This window comes from Streptomyces noursei (assembly GCF_016917755.1).
In the GTDB taxonomy this organism is placed as follows: domain Bacteria; phylum Actinomycetota; class Actinomycetes; order Streptomycetales; family Streptomycetaceae; genus Streptomyces; species Streptomyces yunnanensis.
Genome location: NZ_CP070326.1, coordinates 746,976 through 759,500 on the forward strand (window position 1 = coordinate 746,976; position 12,525 = coordinate 759,500).

The window sequence follows — 12,525 nt, forward strand, 5'->3', positions numbered from 1 at the left end:
AATGAGCACGCATCACACGCCGTCCGGCCGGCCCGCCGTCGCCATCGTCGGCATGGCGGTCCTCTTCCCCGGCGCGCCGGACCTCGCGACGTACTGGCGCAATCTGACGGCCGGAACCGACGCGATCACCGAGGTCCCGTCCGGGCGCTGGGACCCCTCCTTCTACGACCCGGCAGCCGCCGGCGGCCGCTCGGACCGGGTGTACTGCCGTCGCGGCGGATTCGTCGACGAGCTGGCCGAGGTGGAGGCGACCCGGTTCGGGATCATGCCCAACTCGGTACCCGGCACCGAGCCGGAACAGCTCATCGCGCTGCACGTGGCCGCCGAGGCCATCGCCGACGCGGGCGGCGAGGCACGGCTGCCGGACCGGGACCGGATCGGGGTGATTCTGGGCCGGGGCGGCTATCTGTCCCCCGGGATGGCGCGGGGCGCCCAGTCCGTCCAGACGTCCAACCAACTTGTCTGCACCCTCGCGGAGTTGCTGCCCGAGCTGGACGACGCCCTGCTGGAGCGGGTCCGGAGGGCGTACACGCGGCAGCTGGGACCGGACGAGCCCGAGCAGGCGATCAACCTGGTGCCCAACCTGACCGCCTCTCGGGTAGCCAACCGGCTCGACCTGCGCGGCCCGGCGTACACGGTGGACGCCGCCTGCGCGTCCTCGCTGGTCGCGGTCGACCAGGCGGTCGGCGAACTGGCCTCGGGCCGCTGCGATCTGGTGCTGGCGGGCGGGGTCCACCACTGTCACGACATCACACTGTGGTCCCTGTTCTCCCGGCTGCGCGCGATGTCGCCGAGCCAGCGGATCCGCCCGTTCCACCGGGACGCGGACGGCCTGTTGATCGGCGAGGGCACCGGCGTGGTGGCGCTCAAGCGCCTCTGTGACGCGCTGCGCGACGGCGACCGCGTCTACGCCGTCGTCCGCGGCACCGGCGTGGCCAGCGACGGCCGCAGCGGCAGCCTCGTCAACCCCGACCCCTCGGGCCAAGTGAAGGCGGTACGGGCGGCCTGGCGCGAGGCGGGGCTGGATCCCGCCGCACCGGGGTCGGTCGGGCTGCTGGAGGCGCACGGGACCGCCACCCCCTCGGGGGACGCGGCCGAACTGGCCACCCTGGCCGAGGTGTTCGGCCCGTCCGATGGCAAGGACCGGCCCGTGCTCGGGTCGGTGAAGTCGATGATCGGGCACACCATGCCGGCCGCCGGCGTGGCCGGTCTCGTCAAGGCCGCGCTCGCGGTGCACCACGGCGTACTGCCGCCGACCCTCCACTGCGAGGAGCCGCACCCGGCCCTGGCCCGTACCCGCTTCTGGACGATCGCCGCGGCGCGGGACTGGGAGACCGGCGACGGGCGGACCCGGCGGGCGGGCGTCAACGCCTTCGGCTTCGGCGGCATCAACGCCCATGTGGTGCTCGAAGCCTCCCCCGGCCCTGACCGTCCGGCGGTGGAGGTCCGCGAACCGGAACAGGTGCTGCGGCTGGCCGCCGACACCCCGGAGGAGCTCACCGCGCTGCTGGACGCCGAGGACGCCGCCGTCCGCGCACGACGGTCCTCCCCCGACGGACGCGCCCGGCTGGGCGTCGTCGCCCCGGACGCCAAGCGCCTCGCCCTGGCCCGGAAAGCGGTGGCCAAGGGCTCTCCCTGGCGCGGGCGCGGCGATGTGTGGTTCTCCCCGGAGCCGCTGCTCGGCGGCTCTGCGGGCGGGCGGCTGGCCTTCGTCTTCCCCGGCCTGGAGGCCGAGTTCAGACCCCGCATCGGCGACGTCGTCGAACGGTTCGGGCTCTCGGCGCTGCTGCCCGCGGGGTTCGGCGGGACCGGGGCCGATGTAGCGGACGTCGGACGGCACGGGGCCTCAGTCATCGCGGTGGGGCGGGTGCTGGATGCCGCGCTGCGCCGGATGGACATCGTGCCCGACGCCGTCGCGGGCCACAGCATCGGCGAGTGGACGGCCATGGCCACCGCCGGGCTGTACGCCGGGGACGCGGTCGACGAGTTCACCCGCTCCTTCGACCCGGACCAGGTGCGGGTGGCCGGGCTGTCCTTCGCCGCGCTGGGCGCACCGGCCGAGCAGGTCACCGCTGTGCTCGCCGGCCGTCCCGATGTGGTGCTGTCGCACGACAACGCTCCGGAGCAGTCGATGGTCTGCGGCCCGCCCGGCCAAGTGAAGGACCTGGTAAGGCACTTCCGGCAACGCGGCGTCATCGGGCAGGTCCTGCCGTTCCGCTCGGGCTTCCACACCCCGATGCTGGCCCCCTACCTCGGCCAGATCCGGCACTACGCGGGCCTGTTCGAGCTGCGCCGGCCGACCGTGCCCGTTTGGTCGGCGACCATCGCCGCGGAGTACCCGGGCACCGAGGACGAGGTACGGGAGCTCTTCGTGCGCCACCTGCTGGAGCCCGTCCGCTTCCGCCCGCTGATCGAGGCCATGTACGCGGCCGGCTTCCGGGTCTTCGTCCAGGCCGGTACGGGCCAGGTGGGCTCGCTCGTCGAGAACATCCTGCGCGGCCTCCCCCACCTCGTGGTGTCGGCCAACTCCCCGCACCGGGACGGGATGGCGCAGCTGCTCCGGGTCGCCACGGCGCTGTGGACGGTCGGCGGCGCCCCGTCCACCGGGGTCTCGGTGGACGGTGGCGGCCACGCCCGCCGGATGCCGCCCTCGCGGCTGGACCTGGGCGGCAAGCTGGTGTCCCTGGACCGGGAGACGGTGGCCGCGGTGCGCTCGGCGCTCGCCGCCCGGCAGGGAACGGACTCCGGCGCGGTGCCGCCCGTCCCGGACGGCTCCCCGCTGGACGCCGAGCTTCGGGCCCTGCTGAAGGACACCGCCGACACGGCCGTCGCGGTGTCCCGCGCCGCGGCGGCGTCCACGGTCCGCACCCTGCTGCGGGTGTCCACGGACACCATGCCGTACCTGCGCGACCACTGCTTCTTCGCACAGCGCCCCGACTGGCCCGACGAGGCCGACCGGTGGCCGGTCGTCCCGGCCACGACCGTGGTGCACCACATGATGGAGCACGCCGAACGGGCCCGGCCCGGGACGACCGCGGTGGCGGTGCACGAGGTGCGGCTGAACCGCTGGGTGGCCGCGGCCCCCGCCGTCGACGTGCCCGTGACCGTCGAGTCGTGCGGGACCGGCCGGGCCGGTGTGACGTTCGGCGCGTACGCGCACGGCGAGGTGGAACTCGCGGACCGGTACCCCGGCGGCGCGCCCCGGCCCTGGCGGTGGGCTCCCGAGGAGGAACGGGCCCCCGGGATCACGGCCGGGCAACTGTACCGGGACCGCTGGATGTTCCACGGCCCGGCGTTCCAGGGCGTCACCGAGCTGACGGCGGTCGGCGACGCGCATGTGCGCGGCGTGCTCACCGCGCCGTCCGCGCCGGGCGCCCTGCTCGACAGCGTGGGGCAGCTGCTCGGCTACTGGATCCTCACCACCCTGACCGAGCGGACCCTGGTGTTCCCCGTCCGCGTGCGGCACATCCTGTTCTTCGGCCCGCACCCGTCGCCCGGCACCCGGGTCGAGTGCCTCATCAGGATCGTCTCGGTCACCGACGCCACGGTGGGGGCGGACGTGCAGCTGCTCGTGGACGGTCGTGTCTGGGCGGAAATCCACGGCTGGCAGGACCACCGGTTCGACAGCCGCACGGACACCAAGGCGCAGGAACGGTTCCCCGAGCAGCACGCCCTCTCCACGGTGCAACCGGGCGGCTGGGTGCTCCTGTTCGACGGGTGCCACGACCTCGCGTCCCGCGACCTCGTGATGCGGCGGCACCTCGGCACCGCCGAGCGCGAGGACCATGAGCGGCGCCCGCCGTCCGGCCGCCGTCAGTGGCTGCTCGGCCGCATCGCGGCCAAGGACGCGGTCCGCCGGTGGCTGTGGCAGCACGGCGAAGGGCCGGTCTTCCCCGCCGAGATCCGGGTGGACAACGACGCGTCCGGCCGGCCGCGGGTGACCGGTGCGCACGGCCGGGTCCTTCCCGCCCTCGACGTCTCGCTGGCGCACCGGGCCGAGGCCGCGGTCGCCCTGGTCCGGCCGCGCGACACCGACGGGCTCCCGGTGCCGGTCGGCATCGACGTCGAGGAAGTCGCCCACCGGCCCCCGGGGACCCTGGCCACCGCCCTCGGCCCCGCCGAACGCGAGCTCCTCGTCGCGCTGTGCTTCCGGACCGGTGAACCGCAGCCGCTGTGGTTCACCCGGTTCTGGGCGGCGAAGGAGGCGGCGGCCAAGGCCGAGGGCACCGGGCTGCGGGGACGGCCGAAGGACTTCGCCGTGACCGAGGCACGGGCTGACGTCCTGGTGGTGGCCGTGGGAGGCCGCAGGTACCCGGTGCGCTGCCGCACCGTCACCAACCCGCAGGACCTGCCGGAGAGGGAGTACGTGGTCGCGTGGACCACGGGTCCGGCCCCCGGGGACGCCCGGCCGGAAGACGAACGACAGGAGAGTCAGCAATGAACAGCAGTCAGACGGCGCCGACCGCCGCGACCTCCGAGGCCGTGTCCGAGGAGGCCGTGTCCGAGGAGGCTGTGTTCGAGGAGGTGGGCGGCATGCTCCATGCCGTCCTCGGCGAGTACGGGGGCGTGGTGGACGCCGGGATCACCATGGACACCCGGTTCCACGACGACCTGGACCTGGAGAGCATCGACCTGGTCACCCTCGGCGGCCACCTCCAGGCGCGGTACGGGGAGCGGGTGAACTTCGCCGAGTACCTGGCCGGGCTCGGGCTGGAGGAGATCATCGACCTGACGGTCGGACAGCTCGTCGAGCACGTCACCGGCTGCCTGCGGGCCGCCGAGGAGCGGTGACCCATGGCCATGATCGACGTCAACGGCCTTGCGGTGCACGTGGAACGGATGCCCGCGCGGACGACGACCGGCACGGCCCCGCCGCCCACCGTGGTGCTCATCCACGGGATGCTCATCGACAGCCTCATCAGCTACTACTTCACCCTGGCGCCCAGGTTCGCCGCCGCCGGGATCGACGTGATCATGTACGACCTGCGGGGGCAGGGCCTCAGCGAACGGCCGTCGGCCGGCTACCGGTTGGAGGACCACCTCGACGACCTGGAGGCCCTGCTCGACCGGCTGGACCCGGCGGGCCCCGTGCACCTGGTGGGCAACTCCTACGGCGGCACCATCGCGTTCGGCCACGCGGCGCGGCACCCCGGCCGGGTGGCCAGCGTCTCGATGATCGAGTCGGAGCCGGCCACCGGCGCCTGGTCCCGCAAGATGGCGGACAACCTCGCGCGCGGGGCGGAGGAGCTCGCCCGCGACGGCCTCTTCGAGGAACTCGTCGAGAAGCACGGCAAGCACGTGACCAAGCGCATCCGGTCGGCCGCCCGGCTGCTGCACTCCACCACCACGGTGCGGGACGTCCCCGCCAGCCGGGTGCTCGGCGAGGACGCCATCCGCGCGGTCGACTGCCCGGTGCTGGCCCTCTACGGGGCCGAGTCCGAACTCGCCGCACAGGCGGACTGGTTCCGGGCACTGCTGCCGCGATGCCGCACCGTCGTGGTGCCGGACCAGGAGCACTGGGTCCTGGTCGGCGCCACGGAGCTGACCGGTGACCTGATCCTGGAGTGGATCCGCGCGCACACGCCCGTACCGGCGGTCGGGGACGTGAGCCGGTGAGCCGCTTCCTCTTCGTGGTGCCCCCCTTGGCCGGGCACGTCAACCCCACGGTCGGCGTCGCCGCCGAGCTGGTCCGGCGCGGGCATCAGGTGGCCTGGGCCGGTCTGCCGGAGGTCGTGGGACCGCTGGTGGGCGACGGTGCGACCGTGTTCCGGTGTTCCTCCCCGGACCTGGCCGACCCCGCCCTGCTGCGGCCGCCCTCGCTCCGCGGGCCGGCAGCGCTGAAGTTCCTGTGGGAGCACTTCCTCGGGCCGCTCGCCGAGCACATGGCGCCCGGAGTGCGGGCGGCCGTCGGCGAGTTCCGGCCGGACGTCCTGGTGGCCGATCAGCAGGCCGTCGCCGGCGGCCTCGTGGCCGAGCGGCTGAGGCTGGTGTGGGCCACCTCGGCGACCACCACGGCGGGCTTCACCTCGCTGTCCGGCCTGCCGAAGGTCGACTCCTGGATCGCCGGGCTGATCGGTGAGCTGCGGCGGCGGATCGGCGCCCCCTGGAGCACCGCGGACCCCCGGCTGTCCGACCGGCTGGTGCTGGCCTTCAGCACCGAGGCCCTGGCCGGGCCGGTCCCGTCCGCCGGCGAACAGGTCCGGTTCGTCGGCCCGTCGCTCGCCGCCCGGCCAGCCGCGGACGACTTCCCCTGGCACCGGCTCGACCCCCGGACGCCCACCGTGCTGATCACCCTCGGCACGGCCAACGCCGAGGCGGCGCCCCGCTTCCTCGCCACGTGCGCCGAGGCGGTGCGCAAACGGCCGGACCGGGCGCAGGCGGTGATCGTCGACCCGACGGGCACGGTGCCGGAGTTCGCCGACCGGGTGCTGGTCCGGCCACGCGTTCCCCAACTGGCCCTGCTGGAACGGTGCGACGCGGTGATCTGCCACGGCGGGCACAACACCGTGTGCGAGGCGCTGTGGTACGGCCTCCCTCTGGTCGTCGCACCCATCCGGGACGACCAGCCCGCCGTCGCCGCCCAGGTGACGGACGCCGGGGCGGGCGTACGGGTCCGGTTCAACCGGGCGACTGCCGAAATCCTGGGCGCGGCGCTGGACACCGTCCTCAGCGAGCCCGACTGCCGCGAGGCGGCCGGGAGGGTGCGCGCGTCGTTCCGCGCCGCGGGGGGCGCCACGGCCGCGGCCGTGCACCTCGAAGCCCTGGCGGCGGGGGTGAAGTGACCCGCCGGCCCTGCCGAACGAGAGGCTCCGCCCATGCCCTGACCTGACATGTTCCCGCTATCCCTCTTGCAGGGACAACAGACCCCTCACACCACAATCCACGAGGATCCACTATGCGCAACCTCCGCAGAAGAGCGGCACTGGCACCAGTGCTGCTCACCTCTCTCTCACTCGCCCTGGCCGGCTGCTCGTCATGGGGAAGCGGCTCCACCAACGCCTCGGACGAGGCGGCGAACACCAGAGAGAACAGCCCTCGCCCCAAGATCGACTTCAGTCTCGACGAACCCTCCCCCACGAGAGCCGAGCCCAGCGCGGTGGCCATTCCGGCGGGCGGCGGCGTCAGGGCGCAGAAGTCGCCGGTGAAGGTCGACTCCATCGACCGGAACAGCGGGCGCGCCGTCATCTCCCAGCCCGTCGCGCAGGCCACCCCGAGCGCGTCCGGTACGCCGGGGGCGTCGGCGACGCCTGCGGCGAAGAAGCCCGTCGCCGTGGGCGACATCGTCGCCAGCAAGCCCGTGCCCGGTGCGCCCAAGGGCGTCCTGGCCAAGGTCACGCAGGTGGAGAAGAAGACCTCGAAGGGCACCGAGGTCCGTACCGTCCCGGTCGATCTCTCCACGGTGCTGGGCGACGTCAAGGTCAAGAACAAGCTGCCCGTCGACCCATCCGGCTTCAAGGCCGATTCGCTCGTCCCGGGGGTGAAGTTCTCCTGGGCCAAGCGCGGCAACGTCCACGCCGGACCCGAGGGCCTCAAACTGCCCTTCGGCAGCCTGCGCGTCGACGTCGACACCACGGTCGACACGGAGAAGGACGCGAAGGGGGCAGGGGTGGAAAGCCCCACCAAGGCGTCGCTCAAGGGCTTCGTCCAGCTCGCGCCCGAGGTCGACTTCAACTACTACGGCCGCGGTTCCGGTGACGGCCCGTCGGGGGCCGGCCTGCGGCTGAGCGGTGACTGGTCCTCGGGGTTCCACTTCAAGGGGCGGACGGCCCCCACGGCCAACGGCAAGCCGGTGCGGGTGCCGTTCGTCGTCCTGCACGCCAACCCGACCTTCTACATCGGTGAACTTCCGGTCACCGTCAACATCGACCTCACCTGCTACGTCCTGATCGACGCCAACGGCAAGGCGAGCCTGGACGTCCAACAGGACCCGGTGAAGGGCGACTTCGCCCTCGGTTCCGCGTTCGGTCTGCGCGAAGGATGGCAGCCCGAGGCCAAGGTCAACTTCACGCCCGCGACGCTGAAGGCGAGCGCCTCGGCCGCGGTCAACGCGAAGGTCCGGTTCGGCACCGAGGCGAACCTCGGCCTCTACGGCAGCGTGGGTGTGAAGGGCGACGTCGCCGCGCCGTACGTGCGCACCGAGGTCAAGGGCGGGGCCAGCGGGTCGACCGAGGGCAAGGCCGCGGCCGACGTGGACTGGAAGCTGTTCGCGGGAGTCGACCTGGAGGGCTGGGTCATGCCGTATCTGAAGATCGGCGGCGTACCGGCGCTCGCGATGCGCCTGCCGATGCCCAAGGTGCAGCGCGAGGTGCAACTCGCACACGGCAAGGGAGCCATACGTATCCCCCAGCCGCGCACTCCGCAGGACGACACGAAACCGGGTGACAAGGCCCAGTCCGGCGGCAGCAAGCCCCGGCACCACTGACACACCGACGCTCAGCCCACACGGCAACGCCGGGGAGATGAGACCCGGTTGCCGTGTGGGTGGCTGTGCGAGCGCGGGGCCCGCCGGGGAACCGTCACGTCACTGAACGGCTTTTCCATCCTGGCGGGCCGACCGTCGCGCCGACGCGTTCCGGTCGCGCTCCCCAAGTCCTTCATTTATTGCGGGTTTACCGCAAAATCGCAGGTGACATAGCGTCTATTCGCCTTTCACATCGTGCAGTTGTTATGCCAAATGTGACATGCGCAATCCGCATGACGTAAAGTCTCGGCGAGTTTTCACTCAAGGCACTGCCGTTTACCAGTGATTGACATTCGCGGCAGCGCCCACCCACACCCCCCACGATTCGAATCGGCGTGCACCGGACCCGTCGTGCACGCCGCAGAAAGGCATACCCATGTTCCGAATACGAATACCGAGACCCGCGGCGCTGGTCGCAGCGGGCGGCATTGGTGCCTGCATCGCCACCATCGCCTTACCGTCCGCCTATGCGGTCACCCCCGCCCCGGCAGACAGCTGCACGGTCCGCCCCGCGGACGTGAAATCCGAAGCGCCGTCGAGCTGTCTCGGCGTCACCGCCTCCCTGGAACGCCTTCCCGCCATCGGGGAGCGGACCACCCTCACCGTGGCCGTCACGGCGCAGACCGACGTCAAGCGCGCCGGCCTCTCCCTCCAACTGCCGCCCGCCCTGCGGATCGTCGACCGGAACCCCGCCCTCACCACTCCCACGACGGACCTCTTCGGCCAGCGCACCAGCCGGACCCTGACCCTCACCCCGGGTACCCGCACCCTCAAGCTCGAGGTCAAGGCCGTCGCCGCAGGTCCCGCCCAGATCCAGGCGGACATCAGCGACATCGACCGCCCCGATCCGCGCCGCGCCGGTCACACCTCGGTGGAACTGACCATCGGCAAGGCCAAGGGCTCCACCGCCAAGGGCATGTCCGTGACCAAGGCCGACGCGACTCCGGCCGGCGGGCCCACGGCGCACGACCGCCCGGCACGCCCGGGCGCCGCCGCCCCGGCCGCACCGAGCATTCCCCCACAGGCCGCCGCCCCCGGCAAGCCCTACGCCCCGGTCTGCGTCAGCGGCACTCTGCGCAACCGCTTCCAGTCCTCCGAGGACGGTAGCTGGAACCGCAAGGCCGACCGGGACCTGCCGGTCAGCAACGCCAATGTCACCCTCTGGGGCAGGGCGACCGCAGGCGGCAGTACGCAGAAGCTCGCCACGGGTCTGACCGGCAACGGAGACGGCACGTTCAAGCTCTGCTACACGCCGAGCACTTCCATCACCTCCCGGGTCTGGACGGAGTTCCAGACCCGGGCCGGCAGCATGTGGTCGGTCGTCGACGGATACAACCGCCACTACTCGACCACCTCGAACGCCCTCAGCAACGTCTCGGGCAACAAGAGCCTGGGCACCGTCTACGCCAACAGCGGCCAGAGCCGTGCCTGGCACGCCTTCGACACCCTCAACAAGCTCTGGTGGGACCGGGGTTCGACCAGCACCTGCTGGACGAGCAACGAGAGGGACGGCCGCTGCTCCCCGATCACCGTCCAGTGGTACCCGGGCTCCCGGGACGGTACGTACTGGACGAACCGCGACGACAAGGTCCACCTCGCGGACAGCGACCCCGACTCCGGCCACACCACCGTCCACGAGGCCGGCCACTCCCTCATGGGCAAGCTCTACAAGGGATGGTGGCCGTACGTCACCAACTGCTCGCCCCACTACGTCAACCGCACCTCCTCCACCACCTGTGGCTGGACCGAGGGCTTCGCCGACGCCGTGGCGTTCCACACCTTCAAGGACACCGTCATGACGTGGGGCAACGGCAGCTCCATGAGCCTCGCCAACGACCGCACCACACGCGGCATCGACTGGGGCGACGCCTGCGAGGCCCGGGTCGCCACCGCGCTGGTCGACCTGTGGTCCCAGGTCGACGGCGGCTGGACGAGGAGCAACACCATGATGTCCCGCGAGCGCCAGTCCACCTTCCGTGAGTACTTCCTCACCGACCGGCCCGCGTACGGCCTGGACAGCGGAGCGAAGGCCCGCAACGTCCTCTACAACCACACCATCCAGTACTGATCCGCCCGATCGGTACCCGAAGAGCGTTCTTCACCGGGAACGGCCTCGCCGCCTTCTGGCTGCGGCGAGGCCGTATCCGCCCTCACTGATCGGCAAGAGAAGAAGCCCCATGCACAGATTCCGTAGATCAACCCGCATGTCAACGCGCACACACGACGCCCCTACGTCACGGCGCAAAAAGGCACTTCTGGCCACGGCGGGCGCCGCCGTCCTGTCCGTCGGACTTCTGCTGGGCATCTCCCCCCAGGCCCAGGCCAGCGTCACCGGCACGATCACCGGCGGGCGAGGCAACTTCAGCACCGTCAACCAGCGCTCCCAGCCGTCACTTTCGGCCGGCATCACCGGAAAGTCGCGGGTCGGCGACCAGATCCCGATGACCTGCCGTACCACCGGCGACGTCGTCGAGAACAACTCCCGCTGGATCTGGTCCGGCACGTACTACATCGCCGACGCGTTCATCCGGGAGAACACCGGGAGGCTGCCGGTCTGCACCTCCACCCAGCCCACCGACAAGCCCACCGGCCGGAAGGCCCTCGACATCAGCATGCAGAAGCAGGTCAAGGACCAGTGGTGCTGGGACGCCACCGGCCTGACCATAGCCAACTTCTGGGGCTACACCCGCTACAACCAGTACGACTTCTGCCGCCTGGCCGCCCAGAACAACCGGCTGGACTGCAACAACCGCCCCGCCACCCTCGGCGACATGGCCAACGGCCTCCGCAACATGGGCTTCCCCAGCAGTGGCAGCGACCTCTACCGCAACGCTTCCTTCGGCGAGACCCGGACCGAGATCGCGAACGGGCGCCCGTTCGCCGTCCGTATCGGCTGGAACTCCGGCGGCGGCCACATGAACGTCATCTACGGCTACGACAGCACCAGCAACATGATCGCGGTCGGCGACCCCTGGCCGACCACGAAGACCTACACCTGGTGGAACTACTCCACCTACTCCGGAAACAACTCCTTCCGGTGGACCCACACGCGCATCGGCATACACGGCTAGAACGACCAGAGGAAACGACCCATCGTGCACCATGCAACCAGACGCGCCGCCACCCTGTGTGCCGCTGCTGCCGTCGCCGCCCTCTGCGGAATCGTTCCCGCGCAGGCCGCCGACGGACCCACCACCCCTGCGGCGACCGACTTCACCGCCGCTCAGAAGGTGCTGCGCTCCGGACAGCTCCGCGACACCGTCGCCCGCTTCCTGACAGCTGCGGCCGAGCGCAGCGCCCCGGACGGCGGCACGGCCGGCGCCCCGCGCAGCCCCGCGCAGCCTCCTGCCGCCGCACCCGGCTTCGACCTCAAGAAGCCGGTCCCCTTCTACGAGCTGTCGCCCGAGTTCGTCGCCGGCAAGACCAAGGCCACCGCCGGCGCGGCCCTGAGACTGTCCTACCTCGCCTCCCGCGTCTCGGCCGCCAACGGCCGTCAGGCCGCCGTCCTGCTCGCCCCGGGGCAAGGTGGCCATGCCTGGCAACTGGCCGGCATCCGCGACGGCGACGCGGACATCAGCGCCGCCGAGCGTGGCACGGACCAGGCGCAGACCTTCATGGAGCCGCAGATCCACGGTTGGTACCGGCTGACCGGCAGCGACTCTGTCGAGCCGCTCAACGAGGAAGCCCGGACAGCCCTGCAAGGCAAGCCCCGCGTCCCACTCGCGGCGTACCAGCAACTCGTCGCCAAGCGCTACGGCGACAAGCTTCCCGGCTCGGCCTACGACCGCAAGGGTCTCGCGGGCGGCTACGCCCTCACCGAGGACCAAGCCTCCACCGCACCTTCCCACTCCTGGCTCCCGGCCGCCTCCGGCGCTGCAGCCCTGGCGGTGTCGGGCGCGGCGGTCCTTCACCTGCGCCGCCGACGCCGCTCGGCCTGATCCCGCCCGCTGTCCGGGACCTCGGCCCATGACGCCGGGCGCCCGGCTGTGGTGCGGCGGACCATGCCCCGCCGGTTTCGGCGGGGCATGGTCCCGGCAGTGAGCCGCCCGATCCCCGGGATGGTG

Annotated in this window: 8 protein-coding genes; all 8 read left to right on the forward strand. The window is 71.9% G+C overall.

The window, feature by feature from the left end; all coding sequences use genetic code 11:
• Position 1: 1 nt before the first annotated feature.
• The 8 genes from JNO44_RS03070 to JNO44_RS03105 all read left to right on the forward strand — a co-directional run bounded on the left by JNO44_RS03070 (position 2) and on the right by JNO44_RS03105 (position 12,399).
• Positions 2-4,441 carry a type I polyketide synthase gene (locus tag JNO44_RS03070; protein ID WP_205361113.1) on the forward strand — a complete coding sequence of 1,480 codons (4,440 nt, stop codon included), beginning with the start codon at positions 2-4 and terminating at the stop codon, positions 4,439-4,441.
• Entirely contained in the window at positions 4,438-4,791 is a 354-nt protein-coding gene (locus JNO44_RS03075) for an acyl carrier protein (protein ID WP_420882608.1), read from the forward strand. Before JNO44_RS03070 ends, JNO44_RS03075 begins: the two co-directional genes overlap by 4 nt.
• Before the next feature lie 3 nt (positions 4,792-4,794).
• Positions 4,795-5,616, forward strand: a complete 822-nt coding sequence (locus tag JNO44_RS03080) for an alpha/beta fold hydrolase (protein ID WP_205361122.1) — start codon at positions 4,795-4,797, stop codon at positions 5,614-5,616.
• Entirely contained in the window at positions 5,613-6,782 is a 1,170-nt protein-coding gene (locus tag JNO44_RS03085) for a glycosyltransferase (RefSeq protein ID WP_205361124.1), read from the forward strand. The genes JNO44_RS03080 and JNO44_RS03085 overlap by 4 nt, the downstream gene beginning before the upstream one ends.
• 113 nt (positions 6,783-6,895) lie before the next feature.
• A complete protein-coding gene (locus tag JNO44_RS03090) occupies positions 6,896-8,422 on the forward strand; it encodes a hypothetical protein (protein ID WP_205361126.1) in 1,527 nt (508 codons plus the stop codon).
• A gap of 415 nt (positions 8,423-8,837) precedes the next feature.
• Positions 8,838-10,529, forward strand: coding sequence for a mycolysin (locus JNO44_RS03095; RefSeq protein ID WP_240167389.1), 1,692 nt, complete (start codon positions 8,838-8,840; stop codon positions 10,527-10,529).
• 136 nt (positions 10,530-10,665) lie between these two features.
• Positions 10,666-11,532, forward strand: coding sequence for a papain-like cysteine protease family protein (locus JNO44_RS03100; RefSeq protein WP_205361128.1), 867 nt, complete (start codon positions 10,666-10,668; stop codon positions 11,530-11,532).
• 24 nt (positions 11,533-11,556) lie between these two features.
• Complete coding sequence (locus tag JNO44_RS03105; protein ID WP_205361130.1) at positions 11,557-12,399, forward strand: hypothetical protein; 843 nt, start codon at positions 11,557-11,559, stop codon at positions 12,397-12,399.
• Positions 12,400-12,525: the final 126 nt, after the last annotated feature.

Bases quoted from the DNA above. Each gene is read 5' to 3' on its own strand.
- JNO44_RS03070 (WP_205361113.1), top strand. From the start codon at position 2: ATGAGCACGCATCACACGCCGTCCGGCCGGCCCGCCGTCGCCATCGTC.
- JNO44_RS03075 (WP_420882608.1), top strand. From the start codon at position 4,438: ATGAACAGCAGTCAGACGGCGCCGACCGCCGCGACCTCCGAGGCCGTG.
- JNO44_RS03080 (WP_205361122.1), top strand. From the start codon at position 4,795: ATGGCCATGATCGACGTCAACGGCCTTGCGGTGCACGTGGAACGGATG.
- JNO44_RS03090 (WP_205361126.1), top strand. From the start codon at position 6,896: ATGCGCAACCTCCGCAGAAGAGCGGCACTGGCACCAGTGCTGCTCACC.
- JNO44_RS03095 (WP_240167389.1), top strand. From the start codon at position 8,838: ATGTTCCGAATACGAATACCGAGACCCGCGGCGCTGGTCGCAGCGGGC.
- JNO44_RS03100 (WP_205361128.1), top strand. From the start codon at position 10,666: ATGTCAACGCGCACACACGACGCCCCTACGTCACGGCGCAAAAAGGCA.